We start from the raw sequence: 17,446 nt of genomic DNA, 5'->3' as shown, positions 1-17,446 counted from the left end.
AGGTCAAAATGTATTGCTTCCATTCGAGAACCGCTATATCTCATCGTGATGCACAGTTATACGCCCCTACAGATAGTGAAGATTCTTAAAGCAACCTGATTTTGAATCCCCTCTTTTCTGGAAAGATTAATCGAAGTTTGTATGAACTTAGATAGATTAAATTCTGTATCGTAATACACACATAACACATGAAATCAGAAGCATCCATCAAGTAAATGTAAGCCTACGATGGGTATAGCAAGCTTTAAAAGTAAGGCATAATACGGTTTTCCCAATTTTCAAAACATTTAGGAGACTAAACAATGGTTCAAGTTCGCTATGGTGGACAGAACGGCCAACAGTATGAATTTGCTATCAGTAACGAACACGTTGTAGTGCGTACCGAAAGCCGCAGCACTATTGTTGGTGCAAGATCCTTTGAAGTCGCACCTGTATCACCTACAGCTCGTAGCATCCTCAATCAATTTGAGTTAAAAACACGGTTTCGGCAAGCCGGTGTAGAAATTTTGCAAGCGAAAGTTCCAAATCAGGGTGCTGCTTTGCGCGATCGCGCCCGTGAAATTCTTAACAATGAGTCTGAAGTTCAATTTGCCGGACGCGTCTTAATCGATCCAGTATCCCAACAACCTGTAGTTTATACTGAAAACCTTTTTGTTAAATTTGATAGCGAAGAAGAGTCAGGTGTTTGCCAAGAGGTTTTAAGACGTTACAACTTAACAATTAAACGCCAACTTGAATATGCACGAAATGCTTACTTTGTCAGTGCGCCTACAAATACTGGTATAGCCGTCTTTGACATCGCCGAGAGACTTCTAAATGAGGAATCAGTTGAACTGTGCCATCCCGAACTAGCGCGCGAGTCACGTCAACGTCAGATTTTCCCGCAGCAATGGCATTTAAAGCAAACAACAATTAATGGTAAGACAATTAACGCCCATGCCAACGTTGAAGCCGCTTGGAAGTTGAGCAATGGCACTGGGACAATTATTGCAATTATTGACGATGGTATGGATCTCGATCATGAAGAGTTCCGTTCTTCTGGCAAGATTGTTGCCCCGCGTGATGTCACACGTAAAACGAACAATCCCAGACCGGGAAACGATAATAATCACGGTACATCTTGTGCAGGAGTAGCTTGTGCAAACGGCAACTTTGGGGCATCTGGTGTAGCACCGGGGGCAAAACTGATGCCGATTCGTTTAGCTTCGGCGCTGGGATCGCAAGATGAAGCAGATGCTTTTGTTTGGGCGGCTCAAAATGGTGCTGATGTTATTTCTTGTAGCTGGGGCCCAGCAGACGGTACTTGGTTTGAACCAGACGATCCCGCACACAAGCAAAAAGTACCTTTGCCTGATTCCACGCGACTTGCTATAGATTTTGCAATCAATAAAGGACGCAACGGCAAGGGCTGTGTAATCTTATTTGCAGCTGGTAACGGTAACGAAAGCGTTGATAATGACGGCTACGCCAGCTACCAAAAGATAATTGCAGTGGCAGCTTGTAACGATTACGGCACGAGAAGCGCTTACAGTGACTTCGGTCAGGCGGTTTGGTGTGCCTTCCCCAGCAACAATGGTGATATTTCTCAAACCACTGGAATTTGGACAACCGATCGCTCTGGCGTACTTGGCTATAATTCCGGTAATCGAAATCTGGGTGAGGCTTTAGGCAACTATACGAACGAATTTGGCGGAACTTCCAGCTCTTGTCCAGGTGCAGCAGGTGTAGCCGCCTTGATTCTTGCCAGAAACCCAAATCTGCGTTGGGATGAAGTGCGAGACATTATAAAACGCTCCTGCGATCGCATCGATCCAGCTGGAGGTAAATATGATGCCAATGGCCGCAGCCCCTTTTACGGTTACGGTCGAATCAATGCTCTCAAAGCTGTAGAATTAGCCAAACCACCGCAAACATCACCCATCAGCAGATTCCAAGCAGTGCAAGATATCCCAATTAACGATCTACAAACATCAACATTATCGGTGGCGATCGCTAATACTACCCTCCTAAAATCCATCAAAGTTAATATAGATATCGAGCATACTTATATTGGGGATCTTATAGTTACTCTTCTTCCCCCAGTGCAAACAGGCATACTTCCCATAAATCTGCACGATCGCCAGGGCGGAGCTACAGATAATATTAAAACAACTTATGACGAAGTAAATACCCCAAAACTTGCTGCCTTTAAAGGTAAAAGTCCCCAAGGAACCTGGACTCTCGAAGTTGCAGATAAAGCTGAAGGAGATACAGGAAAAATTCGCAGTTTGACTATTGAAATGGGATTTTAACCCGAATGGCATGAAAAGGTAAAACCTCCTCAGGGCAGGGTGTTGGGTGTAGTGTTTAAGACAATAGAATTTTAGGACGTCAAACTGAAGGGTGTAGGGTATTAGGTAATTATATCATGTCTGCCTAATCACTTATGATTACCGTATCTGTGCAAAAATCCCAAAAGTCTTTTTCCCCTATCCCCTGCCCTCTAAATGATAAGTCTTCAACCGGACATGATATTAGTAGGGCTTGTACCCTTATTGCTTTTGGGGTAGGGTGTATAAAAATACAATTTTTTCTTCCTCCAACACCCAACACCCCTTCATCCAAAAATACTAGGCGATTATTCAATTGTGAGGCAATGCAGCAAATTGTTGAAATACCGATGATGCTGGACTCAAATTTATAATTCGAGATTAAAAAACCTAAAACTTAGCTACGGCACGAAAAATCGAGCTTTTGGTCAAAAAAATTGCTTCTTGGACTGATTTAACATTAACTGATAATCTCTTAATATCAATTTTTCTTGTATTATTGTCAGTCATTTTCAACAGGTAAATCGGCTCTACATTATTCTTTATACCTATTGCTAGTAAAGTGTATCCTTGAGATGAATCTAATTCAACAGCTTGTAATTCTTTTTTAATACCTTCATAACCAATGATTTCAATTAGCAATTCTCGCACTTCCAAGTCATCTTCTTCTAATAACCATTTTGCTTCCCATTCTGTTGGAGGTAACTTACTGTATTTTTCTGGTAATCTTACACCATGATAAGCGTAGACGCTAAAACCATCAGCGTACTCAATAGCTGGTTCAGCTTCTGCATGTAACCGCTGTTGATTATCTAATAATAATTTTGTAGGGCGATCGCAAATAACACAAAAATCACTATCTTCAATAATCCAACCACATTCTTGAACTAATGATTGAAATATTTTCCAGTCTTTTTTAAAATTACTATGACCTGAGACAGAAAAGCCAAAATCAAACATGGCTGCCCATAAATGATTTTCGGGTTGAAAAGAATCATTAATCTGAGATTCCAGATAACGATATTCTTCAGGAAATTGACTATTTTCTGAAACTCTACTTTCTATTTTATTTAACAAATGCTTATATAGTTGACTGTTAAATGGTTCTCCTCCACCTTGAGCGCAATAGATTATGTCTCCGAATTGCTCGTAAACTTTACTATCTATTTGTTCAAATAGAGGATTTTGTAGCTTCTCAACTATGTGGTAAAATAGCAAGTTATTCAAAGAAGAAGTATCTTGATTATTTTCCCAGTTCTTTATCTTTTGAAAGGATAGATGGTTAGAGAGCCAATTGCACGCAGCGTCAGGACTATCACAAAAAGTAATTTGAGGAATGGGTAAACCAACCATTGCATAAGCATCTTTTACAGCTGACTCTGCTTTTTTTCTATCAATTCGCTGAGTAGAAAGTCTAATATTTTCCCATTTGCTTTTATAAACTGAGATTAAAGCTTCTTGTTCTGGAGTTAGTTTTTCAATTTTTTTATTGGACATGTTTGTGTGAAAACATAACAATATTAACTAAGTTGCCACATTAAGAGCTTAAACCATTATTATTTCCATTAATTCTAAAACGGAATAAGCTACGTTTAGCGTCTGTTGGCGTAGCCTCTGGTAGAGAAGAGAAGCTTAACGAAGTTATCATCACAGATTATGTAAAACGTAAAAATAAGAATTTGTACTTAATTGGGATGGCCACTTTATCATTTAAAAGCGGCCATCTTATCCAGTGTCAACTTCTGGTGAGGTTACGGTTCACAATTTAGGTTAAATTATGGGTGAAAGCACAGTCTCGCCTGTCCGTTGCGGCAAGATAGCCACACCACAAGAAATAGATTTATGCACTGTTTTAGCTGTATCACATTAGTACAAAACTATTTCTCTTTGTGTCACCCCGTCCCAGTATAAATTAACTTTGAGTAACAGGCTCTTTCGCCAAGAATTTCTCTAATTCTGTCAGCGCATCAGCATCAACCTTAGTTTGCATTGGACAGAACTTAGGCCCACACATCGAACAAAACTCAGCAGTTTTATAGATATCTGCTGGCAGAGTTTCATCGTGATATTCCTTAGCTCTTTCTGGATCGAGTGATAATTCAAACTGACGGTTCCAATCGAAGTTGTAACGCGCCTTAGAAAGTTCATCATCTCTATCCCTTGCACCAGGGCGATGTCTAGCAATATCAGCCGCATGAGCCGCTATTTTATAGGCAATCAACCCATTTCTGACATCTTCGGCATCTGGTAGACCCAAATGTTCTTTAGGTGTTACATAGCACAACATCGCAGTACCATACCATCCAGCCATTGCCGCTCCAATCGCTGAAGTGATATGGTCATAACCGGGAGCAATGTCTGTCACCAATGGCCCCAACACATAGAAAGGTGCTTCCGAACACTCTTCCATTTGCTTGCGGACGTTGAACTCAATTTGATCCATTGGCACGTGTCCAGGCCCTTCCACCATCACCTGTATATCATCTTCCCAGGCTTTGCGAGTTAGCTGTCCCAGAGTTTTCAATTCAGCTAATTGTGCTTCATCTGAGGCATCATGGGTGCAACCGGGACGCAGGGAATCTCCTAAACTGAAGGAGACATCGTACCTTTTGAAAATCTCAATAATATCTTGGAAGTGGGTATAAAGCGGGTTTTGTTTGTGGTGATGTAGCATCCACCGCGCCAAAATCCCGCCGCCGCGAGAGACAATACCAGTGAGCCGATTTCTCACCAAAGGCAAATGCTCAAGCAAAATCCCAGCATGGATAGTTTGATAGTCTACTCCTTGCTGGGCGTGCTTTTCAATGATATGGAGGAAATCATCAGCAGTCAGATTCTCGATTGTGCCGTGGACGCTTTCTAAAGCTTGGTAAACTGGCACTGTACCAATGGGAACAGGTGAAGCCTTGATGATTGCGGTGCGAATTTCATCTAAGTTACCGCCACCTGTGGACAAATCCATCACGGTATCAGCGCCGTACTTCACAGACAGATTCAGCTTATCAACTTCTTCCTGAAGATTAGAAGAGTTGGGGGAAGCGCCGATATTAGCATTTACCTTACATCTAGAGGCGATGCCAATAGCCATCGGCTCTAGATTCGTGTGATTAATATTAGCGGGGATAATCATTCGTCCCCGCGCTACTTCCTCACGAATGAGATCCGCCGGGAGATTTTCCCGTTGGGCGACGTAGTGCATTTCTTCGGTGATAACACCTTGGCGGGCGTAGTGCATTTGAGATACATTACTTTGCCCACGTCGTTTAGCAACCCATTCAGTCCGCATATTGTGATTCCTCAATAAACAGCTTCCCTCCGCTGGTATTACCCAGACTCAGGTGTTAAGGGTGTGATCTCAGCCTGGTTATATAGGCACCCCTAGCATGGATGTAGTGTAGCACCTTGGTTATATCTGGGAACAAAGATGTTAACAATTTATAAGGTAAGCTAATACGCCTATAGAACCCATTTGATATCTTTTAGACGAGCAAGTAGAATCAACAGAAATTAGGTGCATTGAAGCAGTTTAGGGTTGAAAATGGGGTATTCAAGCGATTTGACTGACGCATAGTGGGAAATAATTGAGCCATTATTGCCGACTAAAAAGAAAACTAGACCGCCTCTGTGGACAAAGCGGCAGATTCTTGACGGTGTATTTTATCAACTTAAGAATGGTTGCAATTGGGCTGACTTACCTAAAGATTTCCCACCCTATTCGACTGTATTCTGGCACTACAAGCATTGGTGTCAGGAGGGTATCCTTGATAATATTATGACCAATTTGCACCACAGGGTGCGTGAACAAGTAAAAAAAAACCATAGTGGACGACCCTAATCATGATTGACTTCCCTTGCAGAAATACGTCCTAAGAGTTTTGCGATCGCCCATAGCGCTCTTGTAAAATCATTTTCAATTGTTGAGAATTCGCCCAGGAAAAAGTTTATGGCAGATAAGTCCGGTCAAGACCCCTCGGAAATCACAGTGGCAACGATTGATGAAGAACGAAAAGGCACAACTTTCAGCGGTACGGTCATCCTTGGTATAGATCCTGAGGGTGGGGCAGTCGTTTTCTTTAGAGACTTTTTAATTGAAGATTATAAAGGAGAACTTACCGCAAATCTTGCAACAGATGGCAATATAACGAAAAGCATTGATTTAGGCGAACTCGATCATAAAAGCCCCAGTTTTAAGCTGCCAATTCCGCTGGGAACGGATACATTACCCTACAATACAGTCGTGTTGAGCGACAAAAAAAGCAAGAAAAAAATCCTGACGATCAATCTATAAAATTTGTAACTTAGCTCGTAGTTCAGCCAAATTCGATTGCCCTCCTGTATAGATATCAAATGGGTTCTATATATTGCACAAACTCCGTATAGACCGTCATTAGTCATTAGTCATTAGTCATTTGTGTTTCTAAGGACAAATGACTAATGACAACCCTTACTAGTTGATGTGCAATTTTAATGCGTGACAGCTTAACACAATTTGGGATTTGAGATTGCTAAAGATTTAGGCGCGAATTTCATTCGCACAAGGACGACCCTGTTCAACATCGGTAATATTAGCAAAAGTTGTTTCGGCAATATTGTAGAGAGCTTCTGCTGTAAAAAAGGCTTGATGTCCGGTAATTAGTACATTGGGGAACGTTGTTAGACGCTGGAAAATATCATCTTGAATAATTTGCCCAGACAAATCCTCAAAGAACAACTCCGATTCTTGTTCGTAGACATCTACAGCCAGATAGCCAATTTTACCAGACTTTAATCCCTCAATCACTGCTTGGGTATCAATCAGCGCTCCTCGGCTAGTATTAATTAGCATCACACCTGGCTTAATCTTTTTTATAGCCTCAGTGTTAATCAAGTGATGGGTTTCGGGAGTCAAGGGGCAATGCAGGGAAATAATATCGGAATTGGCAAATAGCTCAGGTAGTTCTACATACTTTCCACCCAGCGCCTCCAATTCGGGATTGCGATAAACGTCATAGGCGAGTATGTGACAGCCAAACCCTTTCATAATCTGTCCTAAAATCAGACCGATTTTGCCAGTGCCAACAATCCCCACTGTACGTTCATGCAAATTAAATCCCAACAGTCCATCTAAAGAAAAATTGCCTTCTCGGACACGGTTATAAGCACGATGAATTTTGCGATTTAAGCTCAAAATCAATCCGACGGCGTGTTCTGCAACCCCATAAGGTGAATAAGCGGGAACACGCACAACGGTAATTCCTAAATCTGCTGCGGCTTGTAAGTCTACATTGTTAAACCCTGCACAGCGAAGGACAACCAGACTAGTTCCCCCTGAGGCGAGAAGTTCTAAAGTTGGGGCATCAACCTGATCGTGGACAAATACACAAACCGCCGGAAATCCAGCAGCCAGAATAGCCGTATCTCGATTTAAACGGGGTTCAAAAAACACTAACTCGTGTTGAATAGGAGAATTTGCAGCTGACAAGAACTGGCGATCGTAGGCTTTTGTACTGAAAACTGCTACTTTCATGCAAAACCTCAGACTTTATGTATGCTGCACGGTGTTCGAGTAGATAATACCTCGATCTTTAGAAAAGCGATGTCTACAACGAGCGTAGTTGCGGCATTTTTAAATATTTTTTAATCGTTTACTCTGGCAGGATAAGTTATACCAATTCAAAATTCACGCATTCAAAATTCAAAATTAGGAAACCTAGACAGAACAAAGGTATGTCCGTATGTATCAGTCGCATTATTTTTTAAAATTGGTATTAAATAAGCGATGTCTACGACGGGCTACGCCTACGCACTTCGGTTGAATGGAACTGCTCAAAATTACGATGTTTGCCGAATTATTGCAAATATGCAATATATTTCCATCACATTGATTTCTCATAGTTTTGCCGATCGGCTAATAGTCAATTTTGACAGAAACAAAATGATAGCAACATCTGAAAAAATTATCCAGCTAGGTGAATGATACAATCTACCGATATCGAAGGTGTAATTTATTTGAGGACATCAGTTAACTTGTGCTGTAGTTGTGTGAGGTTTTTACAATTTTCCAGCTTGGAGTTTATCCCATTCTGTATTAAGATGCACATAACAAGACTGCCCTCTAGTCCGCCCAAGTAACAGTAGGACTACAGGAGTTAAATACAACAGGTTTCAAGAAAGGGAAAGTACACAACGGTTCGTCTCAAAACCTGATATGAAGCGTGTTCTACTCCTGGATTCTGCTGTATATGCAGCTTCACAAAGAAAAAGTATAAGTCAGGAATATGTTTATGAGTAGCTTAGTCTTATTATTAATTGGTTTGGGAACATTATTCTTGGTTTTCAATACTAGAGATGAAATTAATCGCATTACTGCTATGATCAGCGGGACAATTCTTTTGATTTGGGGTTTGGCTCTAGCTCCCTTGTCATTTCAATTACTAATTGAGATTGTTTCAGTTTTAGCAGCTTTCTCTGTTTGTATGCGTTGTTTAGGTTGTGGTTTTAACCGCGATTGATTTTCCATTTGATAACTTATAAGTTTAAAGTAAGATTTATAAATTCTGCTTCTAAGTAGAACAGGCAGGAAAAATCAAACTATGTTAATAAAAGTAAAGTGGACTAAAACCCTCTTTCCTTCTCCCTCCTGCCTCACTTCGACTACGCTCAGTGACCACCTGCCTCCTGCCTGAACCTGATGATAAATATTCACAGCGACTTACTTATTGTTAAAAGAGAATTCAGAAGTCAAATGCCCCATGCCCAATCATTACCGATATATTATTTTTTACAAACCATACGGCGTTCTCAGCCAGTTTACAAAAGATGCCCCTACACATAGCACCCTAAAAGATTATATTGATGTGTCTGATGTGTATCCTGTGGGCCGCTTAGATTGGGATAGTGAAGGATTGCTGCTGTTAACAAACGATGGACAATTGCAACATCGCCTTGCGCATCCGCGTTTTGGTCATAAACGTACTTACTGGGTACAGGTAGAGCGAATTCCAGATGCAGAAGCTATCAAAAGGTTGCAAACAGGTGTGGAAATTCAAGATTACCGCACTCAACCAGCAGAAGTTAAGCTCCTACCAGAAGAACCACGGCTACCTGAACGCACTCCACCAATTAGATTTCGTAAAAATGTACCGACAGCTTGGCTGGAAATGACTTTGACAGAGGGAAAAAACCGTCAAGTTCGGCGCATGACTGCGGCTGTTGGCTTTCCGACTTTGCGACTGGTCAGGGTCAGCATTGCTCACCTACAATTAGATGACCTACAATTGGGTCAATGGCGCGACCTCACCGCTTCTGAACTCCAATTTCTGCATAATTTTAATAAATTGAAAAGTTTTCCCTCAAAAACCGTCTCATAATATTAAATCTATCGTGTTCAATTTCTTTATACCGCAAATTAGCAGCCAAGCTCCTCCAGAAGATATCAACAACAACGGTGTCAACCAATCACCCCAACGCACATATAAAGTCTTTGTCTGTCGTCGATAAATTGTTTCAGCATGAGTTTCGTAGGTATTATATCCAGATATCCATAAGGTTTTGCCATGAGGATCTATAAAGGCTGAATATCCGGTATTAGTTGCTCGTGCTGACCAGCGATCGCTTTCAATTGCCCGCATGATATCCTGTGCATGATGCTGGAATGGCATGGATGCAGTGTAATGGGCATCGTTAGAAGAACTGATAATAAATTGTCCACCCGCCGCCGCTTGACGGCGAAATTGTTCGGGAAAAGCAGATTCATAGCATATACTAGCGATCGCCCGACCAAAAGGAGTGTCAAATAGCTGATTTGCTGAACCAGCAACTTGGTGTGCATCCAAAGGCGACAAGCGTTGAATTAACCCGCCTAAAATTCCTTCAAAGGGAATATATTCTCCCAAGGGTACTAGCTTGAACTTATCGTAGCGGCTGACAATTTCACCCTTACTGTTGAAAGTAAACAAGCTAATTGTATAACTGTCTCCCCGTTCGCCAAAAGCTCCAATCCAAGCAACTACGCCTTTTTCCTTCACGGCTGCGACTAAGGCCGTTTCCAGCAAGTTACGCTGGAAAATAGGTAAGGCTCCTTCTGGAGTCAGGACTGCATCTACACCTTGGTCTGCTAAAGTTAGATATCCATTGGTATAGTTTTCTTGGGCGCGACGAAACCCTTCAGAACTTCGTAAAAGTCGGTTTGGAATATTACCCTGAACAATCCCCACTTTTAAGGCTACTTCTGGGGGTTGAGCAATGGGACGGCTATATAAGATAAAACCAATAAGGTGTAGGGTAATTAATAGTCCTGTGGCGATCGCCAAATATTTATTAACGAACCGCAGAGGCGCAAAGGACATCTTGGTATCTTGTCGGTTTATATACGCTTCAGCAATTAAGCCATTAAAAGCAACGATCGCTGCTGTCACAGTATTAGGCCCAGAGAGTTGCCCTAGATGTACAATTACGAGATTATGCGGACTTTGGGTGTAAGCAAGGGAACTCCACCACAAAGGCCCGGCACTCCACAGACTTTCTAAGCCGCACCAGACGGCTGTACCAATCAGTACACGTAGCCACGGTTTTTGCCCGCTCAGGTGAACCATTACAGCCGCCCAAATAGTAACAAATATTCCTCCTAATACAGTGATAAATCCCCAGCAAAAAAGGGTGATTGCCAAACTTGGCAACCACGGAACGCCCAACCAAGTCATGGGATGAATTCCGGTAATCCACCAGAGGGCGACACCGTGAAAACCTATACCCCAGAAGAGAGCAGGGGGAGCAGGGGGAGATGAGGGAGCAGGGGGGGATTGGTTTTTGGGTTTGCCAGAAGTGATAACTAACACCCATAAGGGGACTAGAGCAATCCAAGCCAGAAACCATGCACCTACAGGGGCAACGGTTAACCCCATTAAAATGCCGCTAGCTAAGGCAATTAACCAAGGGAGTAAAGAGATAAATTTCTCCCCCTGCCTCCCCTGCAACGCCAGCTCCCCTTGCTTTTTACTCTGCTTCTTCTGCATCGGCAGCATCAGGTGGAATTATTGCTACTCCGGTAATAGCATCGTCTTCATCTAAACGCTGCACTCTGACTCCAGTTGCCGATCGCGATTGGATAGAAATCGCATTCACCGCTTGACGGATGATAATACCGCGATTTGTCACCATCATGATTTCATCATCATCGTTGTTAACAATGCGTAGGGTTGCTAGCTTGTCTTTAGTTTTGCGGTTTTTGAACTTGGTTGCCATTAAACCCTGACCAGCACGATTTTGCAGCCGGAATTGGGCGACTGGGACGCGCTTACCATATCCACCCATTGTAATTACCAACACCCAAGGGCCAACAATGCCACTGCTAGACACTTCTGCGGACTCTTCAGTAATTTCGGTAATTTCGATATCTTCTGTTTCGATTGTTTCGATTGTTTCGATATCTTCAATTTCGGCTTCTGCAACATCCAAACTTTCCAGAATTGCTGCGGGGAGAATATCCATACCCACAAGTTCATCTTTATTTTTGAGTTTCATGGCTTTCACTCCACGAGTCGCCCTACTTAAAGGACGCAGTTGTTCGTGGTTGCATCGGAAGTGAATCGCCATCCCGTTACGAGAACCAATGATTACACTATCCTCGACTCTAGCGCGTCTCACCCAGCGGAGTTGGTCGCCTTCTTCTAAGGAAATGGCTATCAAACCATTGGCGCGAATGTGACTAAAGGCTGCCAATTCGGTTTTCTTAATATTGCCACCTTTGGTGAGCATAACCAGATATTCTTCGCTGCTAAACTCGTCAACCGGTACAATCGAGGTGATTTTTTCCTCTTTGGGAATCGGTAACATCTGGACGATTGGTGTCCCACGACTGGTACGCGAACTCGCTGGAATTTGATAAGCTCTCAGGCAATAAACAACACCACGCTCGCTAAAGAATAAAATACTGTCGTGATCGCAACAAGTTAAGAAATGCTCAATGGTATCATCATCTTTCACCTTGGCTGCGGCTTTGCCTCTGGTAGCACGGCTTTGGGCTTCAAAGGTGTTAACTGGCATCCGTTTGATGTACCCTTGCTCTGTCACCAGAATTATCGCTTTTTCATTGGCAATGAGGTCGCGATCGTCTAATTCCCCTTCCCCTGGTAAAATCACCGTGCGGCGGGGTGTGGCGAAGCTAGTTTTCAGTTGTGTGACTTCGGTTTCAATGATTTCTAGCACTCTCTCCCGGCGTGCCAAAATATCTTGTAAATCAGTGATTTTCGCTTGTAATTCTTCGTGTTCCAGACGAATTTTGTCTGCTTCTAAGGCAGTCAAGCGCCGCAATTGCATTTGCAAGATCGCATCTGCTTGTACTTCTGAAAGTCCGTAAGTTGTGATTAATTCGCCTTTAGCTGTGGGTGCATCGGGAGCATGACGAATTAAGACAATAATTGGATCTAAATGAGATAGAGCTATTAATAACCCTTGCAGGAGATGGTCGCGTTCCTCGGCTTTCCGCAGTTCGTAGCGGGTGCGTCTGGCAATGGATTCGATGCGGAAATCCAAGAAGACGGTTAAAAACTGCTTGAGGGTGAGTACTTGCGGTTCGCTATTCACCAACGCCAGCATATTCGCGCCGAAGTTGGCTTGCAGTGGTGTTTGCTTGTAAAGGTTGTTCAACACGACACGGGGATAAGCATCACGCTTGAGTTCGATGACAACTCGCATCCCGTCGCGATCGCTTTCATCCCGGATATCTGCAATCCCTTCTAGACGCTTCTCGTTCACCATTTCGGCAATTTTTTCAATCAGCGCCGCTTTGTTGGTTTGATAGGGCAATTCGGTGATGATAATTGCTTCTCTATCTGGTCGCCCCCGTTGTTCAACGGTTTCAATGTTGGCGACACCACGCATGGTAATAGAACCACGTCCGGTGGTGTAAGCTTCTCGAATAGCAGATGTTCCCAAAATCTGCGCCCCAGTCGGAAAGTCTGGGCCGTGGACATACTGCATTAATTCGATGTCGGTGATTTCTGGATTGTGGATGACAGCCACCAAAGCATCAATTAATTCGCCCAAGTTGTGGGGCGGAATGTTGGTGGCCATGCCCACGGCAATCCCAGAAGAACCGTTGAGCAATAACTGCGGAATCCGTGCGGGTAAAACTGTCGGTTCTTGCTGGGAACCGTCGAAGTTATCGGCGAAATCTACGGTTTCATACTCGATGTCGTGGAGTAGCCCAGCACTAGTTAAAGCTTGCAAGCGGCATTCTGTGTACCGCATGGCGGCTGGCGGATCGTTGTCTACCGAACCAAAGTTACCATGCCCGTTAACTAGGGGCGATCGCATGGAAAAATCCTGCGCCATCCGCACCAAAGCATCATACACAGCTGTGTCACCGTGGGGGTGATATTTACCCAATACTTCACCCACTACACGGGCGCATTTCTTAAAGGGGCGATCGTGGAGCAGACCTAGCTCGTGCATTGCGTAGAGAATGCGACGATGCACAGGTTTTAGACCATCCCTGGCATCTGGCAGCGCCCGACCCACTATCACGCTCATGGCGTATTCCAGATAAGACTGCGACATTTCGTTTCGCAAGTCTGTCGGGATAATCCTCTCCTGTGAGGTTGTCATAACCTAAAAATCTCCAAAAATCGTAGATTTTAGCTTGTTTACTCAACAAAGCGCAAAATTATTCTAAATTGCTCTTGAATAATTGCTATAATTTGATACAATCTTAGCATATATTGCTTTTTATTGCCTGGGCAGCTAACTCAGCCGCTTGTTCAATCCGTAGCTTCTCTCTGGGATTTGAGTTGAGATGCGATCAGGGGAACTTTAGGGGCAAGAAAAAATCCCATCAAGCTGGCAAAAAGGATTGGCGTAAGGGGACTCAAGTTAGTCAGTTTTGATAGTAGCAAAGTCGTACTTATCGGTGTGCGGGTTACGGCGGCATTGACAGCCGCCATTGTACAAATCATCGCCAGGGCAGGATCGAGTCCTGGAATTAAGACTGCTACTGCTTTACCAATGCAAGCACCAGTGAAAAATAGGGGAATGATGAATCCACCGCGCCACCCACCTGTTACTGTAATGCTAATGGCAGCCATTTTCCCAAGAGCTAGAGTTAAGAGAAAAACAGCACCAAAGTTAGCTCTCAGGACTGAATCTAACTCTTCATGTCCAAAATAACGGGTGAGGGGTAATAAAACTGCTAAAATGCCAAGTCCTACTCCTGCTAGTGTTGTGCGCACATAAATGGGAACAGGAGTTGGTGAAATGCCCAAACGTGAAACGGCTTGCCAAAAGGCATCGCAGCCGCGAAAAATACCCATAAAAATCCATCCCGCCACTGCCCCGATAATTCCAAAGGCGATCGCGATCGCAAAATCATCAATCCTTTCTAAGTGATACTGAGGAAAATGCCAAGTGGGGGCAATACCCAAATGTGTAATTGCTGCAAACACCAGATAGCTAGCGCAACTCGAAACAATGGCTGGCATTAAAGCTTCGTAATATTCCACAATATGCTCGTGGTGCAAAATCTCTAAAGCGAACATCGCACCGCCAAGAGGTGAGCCAAACAAGGCAGTGAAGCCAGCCGCCATTGCTGCTAAACTCATGGTTCTGAGGTCTTCACCTTGGAGTTTTAAGCGATCGGCAATCCAAGTACCAAAAGAACCTGTTACCTGTACCAGTGGTGCTTCTGGGCCAGCACTACCGCCTGCCGAGATGCTGACTAGAGAAGCAAGAATCATTGAAGGATTTTTGCGAACATCTAGGCGGCCGCCACGAAAATGAATATTATCAACAATCACAGCGATTTCACCGGGATTTCCCAAAAAATGAATCACCAGACCAATAACTAAACCGCTAAGTGGCATCACTATCAGCAGGCTAAAACCCTCAAATCGCTGGAGTCTGTGAGTTAAAAACTCTAGAATATTCCAGTACAACGCTGCAAATAGACCACCAGCAGTCCCCACGACTATCCAGCAGATAACCCACTGCGAAATCATTAAGGGATTACGCTTTACCAGTCCAAAAAGTTGAGCAAATGTCCAGCGTTGAGTTTGATTACTAGCGGGGGGCTTGTTTGGTAACACTGCTTATTTCCTATTTGTGAAACCGAGAGTAGTGAATATTTACGCTTTTATCGTATAGGCTATTTATTAGATATTTCCTATTTTGAAGCCAAATACCAAGGGTGAAGGACAAAGATTCCTTTCCCTATAGCCCATCAAGTGTTCCCTATTTTCTAATTAGTAAGACTAGCCCTTTTAAGGTGAACATATGTACTATCGAGTTTTTTACGGCATTTCAGGCTTCGACTGGAATTGAACAAAGAATTTATGGATTAAACTCTAAATTTTGGGATTGTAAATTAAGCGATCGCAGCCGCCAAAATACCAAAAATAGGTTAAAATCTCATTTCTTTTGTAGTACAAATGTTCACTTGGAAAGGGCTAGTAGTAAGAAGACTTACGCATTGACAAAATAACTAAATTATGAGTTGTGGATTTTCGACATTCAAGCTCAATTTTTCAGCTCTTCTTTAGCAATGTCTATGGCAGATGTTTGCCTATGTGACGATGAAGAATGATTGAAATTAGCTTGAAACTAGTTTTTTGCGAATCTACACGCTGATGAATTTTAGACGACTTTAAGACTTAGATAGTCATAAGTGCTTGGATAAGTAATATTTGCAAGTCGATCGAAAGGAGGATATTCATCAAAAATTTGTCACCTTCAAGAGTGAGAAAAGTATGTCGAAAGCCTCAATTTTCGGCGAACTTTTGTGCCTTCAAACACTAAAAGTTGAAAACCTAAAGTTACTGCCAAACATCTATTAAGGAAAAAGAAAGTAATGACACATACTATCATTGGAACCAATGGAAATGACACTTTATACGGCACTAACGACCCCAACATAATTAACGGTAAAGCTGGGAATGATATCATCATTACAGGTTATGGTGCCAACGATACTTTAACGGGTGGGGGCGGCAAAGATACATTTATTTTTTATAGGTCAGGCGGTGGCACTGATATAATCACTGATTTCGGTGGTGTAGGTAAAGAAACAGATCCATCAGCAGCAGTAATTGCGGAAGTCGATACTATCGAATTTTTGGATGAATTGAATGCGCGAAATTTGCTACTCACCCAAAATGGTAACAATCTAGAAATCACTTTTGAAAACGTATATAATACCACAAAAATCATCCTACAAAACTTCAAACTAGAAGACTTAGATAACCTGAAAGCTTCTAGTACAAGACCAGCCATAGGCAATATCTTGTTTAATGGGTTTGAGGAAACTAGTATCACTGATAGTTTTGATGTCCTGGATGCCAACTCAACTGATACAAGCATCGGCATCAAGAACACAGTAACCTTCCTCAATGACCTGAATAACAACATTACAGGTTTAGACAACTCAGATGATGTGGTGAATGGTCAGGGGGCAATGACAAAATTGATGGATTAAGTGGTGACGATTTGCTGCGGGGTGGTACGGGCAACAATACTCTCATTGGTGGTCTGGGCAATGATACCCTTGATGCTTCCTATTCTTCTGGAAATAACATTCTCACAGGGGATGCAGGGGATGACTACCTTGATATTAGCTACTCTACTGGCAACAATACGGTTTCAGGTGGAGATGGCAATGATTACTTTTACACCCCTGGAGTTCGGGGTAGCAACATCCTAAATGGAGGGGATGGCAATGACTCCTTCAGTTTGTTTGTTCCATATACTGCTCCCTCTTCCTTAGCAACTCAAACGGTAAACGGAAGGACAGGTGACGATTTGTTAACCGTCAATTCCAATACGACTGAGGCAATCACTTCGACTTTCAATCATGCTACTAATACTGGCTCGATTACAGCAGGCATATATCAGATTAACTATAAGAATATTGAACGATTAGATATCTCAGGCACATCCTACAATGATTACATTGTGGGGAGCAATGGCAACGATACCATCATAGCTAGTCTTGGTAACGACACTTTAACGGGTAGCGGTGGCAAGGATACATTTGTTTACGACATTTATAGCCCGGGTGCAAGTAGTGATATAATCACTGATTTCGGTGGGGTAGGTAAAGGAATTAATCCAACAGCAGCAGTAATTGCCGAAGTAGACACCCTAAATTTCGCTGGCGAGGCTTAACTGCT

Annotated in this window: 14 protein-coding genes and 1 riboswitch; of the genes, 8 read left to right on the top strand and 6 right to left on the bottom strand. The window is 42.8% G+C overall.

The features are described from left to right. Positions 1-302: 302 nt before the first annotated feature. Positions 303-2,291 carry a S8 family serine peptidase gene (locus RMZ95_RS21760; RefSeq protein WP_322684721.1) on the top strand — a complete coding sequence of 663 codons (1,989 nt, stop codon included), beginning with the start codon at positions 303-305 and terminating at the stop codon, positions 2,289-2,291. A gap of 408 nt (positions 2,292-2,699) precedes the next feature. Here RMZ95_RS21760 and RMZ95_RS21755 read toward each other — a convergent pair whose 3' ends face one another. Beyond that, the gene (locus tag RMZ95_RS21755; RefSeq protein WP_322684722.1) at positions 2,700-3,806 is read right to left on the bottom strand and encodes a DUF6745 domain-containing protein; all 1,107 of its coding nucleotides are present in this window, start codon (positions 3,804-3,806) and stop codon (positions 2,700-2,702) included. 415 nt (positions 3,807-4,221) lie between these two features. Beyond that, the gene (thiC, locus tag RMZ95_RS21750) at positions 4,222-5,595 is read right to left on the bottom strand and encodes a phosphomethylpyrimidine synthase ThiC (protein ID WP_322684723.1); all 1,374 of its coding nucleotides are present in this window, start codon (positions 5,593-5,595) and stop codon (positions 4,222-4,224) included. A 7-nt stretch (positions 5,596-5,602) separates the two neighbouring features. Further along, a riboswitch (TPP riboswitch) is annotated at positions 5,603-5,699 on the bottom strand. 187 nt (positions 5,700-5,886) lie between these two features. On the opposite strand from thiC, the gene RMZ95_RS21745 reads away from it, so the two are divergent. Then, positions 5,887-6,144, top strand: a complete 258-nt coding sequence (locus RMZ95_RS21745) for a transposase (RefSeq protein ID WP_409883415.1) — start codon at positions 5,887-5,889, stop codon at positions 6,142-6,144. A 108-nt stretch (positions 6,145-6,252) separates the two neighbouring features. Further along, positions 6,253-6,597, top strand: a complete 345-nt coding sequence (locus tag RMZ95_RS21740; protein ID WP_322684724.1) for a hypothetical protein — start codon at positions 6,253-6,255, stop codon at positions 6,595-6,597. Positions 6,598-6,822: 225 nt separating this feature from the next. Here the strand turns inward: RMZ95_RS21740 and RMZ95_RS21735 are convergent, their stop codons facing one another. After that, on the bottom strand, positions 6,823-7,815 hold the full coding sequence (locus RMZ95_RS21735; protein WP_322684725.1) for a 2-hydroxyacid dehydrogenase: 993 nt from the start codon (positions 7,813-7,815) through the stop codon (positions 6,823-6,825). Positions 7,816-8,067: 252 nt separating this feature from the next. Between RMZ95_RS21735 and RMZ95_RS21730 the strand changes: the two genes are divergently transcribed. The 3 genes from RMZ95_RS21730 to RMZ95_RS21720 all read left to right on the top strand — a co-directional run bounded on the left by RMZ95_RS21730 (position 8,068) and on the right by RMZ95_RS21720 (position 9,658). After that, a complete protein-coding gene (locus RMZ95_RS21730) occupies positions 8,068-8,265 on the top strand; it encodes a hypothetical protein (RefSeq protein ID WP_322684726.1) in 198 nt (65 codons plus the stop codon). A gap of 307 nt (positions 8,266-8,572) precedes the next feature. Then, positions 8,573-8,800, top strand: a complete 228-nt coding sequence (locus RMZ95_RS21725; protein ID WP_322669568.1) for a hypothetical protein — start codon at positions 8,573-8,575, stop codon at positions 8,798-8,800. A 240-nt stretch (positions 8,801-9,040) separates the two neighbouring features. After that, entirely contained in the window at positions 9,041-9,658 is a 618-nt protein-coding gene (locus RMZ95_RS21720; protein ID WP_322684727.1) for an rRNA large subunit pseudouridine synthase E, read from the top strand. Here RMZ95_RS21720 and lnt read toward each other — a convergent pair. The 3 genes from lnt to RMZ95_RS21705 form a co-directional block, all read right to left on the bottom strand. Then, the gene (lnt, locus tag RMZ95_RS21715; protein WP_322684728.1) at positions 9,653-11,302 is read right to left on the bottom strand and encodes an apolipoprotein N-acyltransferase; all 1,650 of its coding nucleotides are present in this window, start codon (positions 11,300-11,302) and stop codon (positions 9,653-9,655) included. The two genes, RMZ95_RS21720 and lnt, sit on opposite strands and share 6 nt — an antisense overlap. Then, the gene (gene gyrA, locus RMZ95_RS21710) at positions 11,283-13,895 is read right to left on the bottom strand and encodes a DNA topoisomerase (ATP-hydrolyzing) subunit A (RefSeq protein ID WP_322684729.1); all 2,613 of its coding nucleotides are present in this window, start codon (positions 13,893-13,895) and stop codon (positions 11,283-11,285) included. Before gyrA ends, lnt begins: the two co-directional genes overlap by 20 nt. Positions 13,896-14,047: 152 nt before the next feature. Beyond that, a complete protein-coding gene (locus tag RMZ95_RS21705) occupies positions 14,048-15,367 on the bottom strand; it encodes a chloride channel protein (protein WP_322684730.1) in 1,320 nt (439 codons plus the stop codon). A gap of 761 nt (positions 15,368-16,128) precedes the next feature. Here RMZ95_RS21705 and RMZ95_RS21700 point away from each other — a divergent pair. Both RMZ95_RS21700 and RMZ95_RS21695 read left to right on the top strand, forming a co-directional pair. Continuing rightward, a complete protein-coding gene (locus tag RMZ95_RS21700; protein ID WP_322684731.1) occupies positions 16,129-16,752 on the top strand; it encodes a hypothetical protein in 624 nt (207 codons plus the stop codon). An 11-nt stretch (positions 16,753-16,763) separates the two neighbouring features. Beyond that, positions 16,764-17,441, top strand: coding sequence for a calcium-binding protein (locus tag RMZ95_RS21695; protein WP_322684732.1), 678 nt, complete (start codon positions 16,764-16,766; stop codon positions 17,439-17,441). Positions 17,442-17,446 lie beyond the last annotated feature (5 nt).

The organism is Nostoc sp. DedQUE07 (genome assembly GCF_034530975.2).
GTDB lineage: Bacteria > Cyanobacteriota > Cyanobacteriia > Cyanobacteriales > Nostocaceae > Nostoc.
The sequence above is the reverse complement of the archived record's forward strand: the minus strand, read 5'-3'. Positions and strand labels throughout refer to the sequence as shown.

Excerpts from the sequence above, each read along its gene's own strand:
- RMZ95_RS21760 (WP_322684721.1), top strand. The coding sequence starts at position 303 with ATGGTTCAAGTTCGCTATGGTGGACAGAACGGCCAACAGTATGAATTT.
- RMZ95_RS21755 (WP_322684722.1), bottom strand. The coding sequence starts at position 3,806 with ATGTCCAATAAAAAAATTGAAAAACTAACTCCAGAACAAGAAGCTTTA.
- thiC (WP_322684723.1), bottom strand. The coding sequence starts at position 5,595 with ATGCGGACTGAATGGGTTGCTAAACGACGTGGGCAAAGTAATGTATCT.
- RMZ95_RS21740 (WP_322684724.1), top strand. The coding sequence starts at position 6,253 with ATGGCAGATAAGTCCGGTCAAGACCCCTCGGAAATCACAGTGGCAACG.
- RMZ95_RS21735 (WP_322684725.1), bottom strand. The coding sequence starts at position 7,815 with ATGAAAGTAGCAGTTTTCAGTACAAAAGCCTACGATCGCCAGTTCTTG.
- RMZ95_RS21730 (WP_322684726.1), top strand. The coding sequence starts at position 8,068 with ATGTCTACGACGGGCTACGCCTACGCACTTCGGTTGAATGGAACTGCT.
- RMZ95_RS21725 (WP_322669568.1), top strand. The coding sequence starts at position 8,573 with ATGAGTAGCTTAGTCTTATTATTAATTGGTTTGGGAACATTATTCTTG.
- RMZ95_RS21720 (WP_322684727.1), top strand. The coding sequence starts at position 9,041 with ATGCCCAATCATTACCGATATATTATTTTTTACAAACCATACGGCGTT.
- lnt (WP_322684728.1), bottom strand. The coding sequence starts at position 11,302 with ATGCAGAAGAAGCAGAGTAAAAAGCAAGGGGAGCTGGCGTTGCAGGGG.
- gyrA (WP_322684729.1), bottom strand. The coding sequence starts at position 13,895 with ATGACAACCTCACAGGAGAGGATTATCCCGACAGACTTGCGAAACGAA.
- RMZ95_RS21700 (WP_322684731.1), top strand. The coding sequence starts at position 16,129 with ATGACACATACTATCATTGGAACCAATGGAAATGACACTTTATACGGC.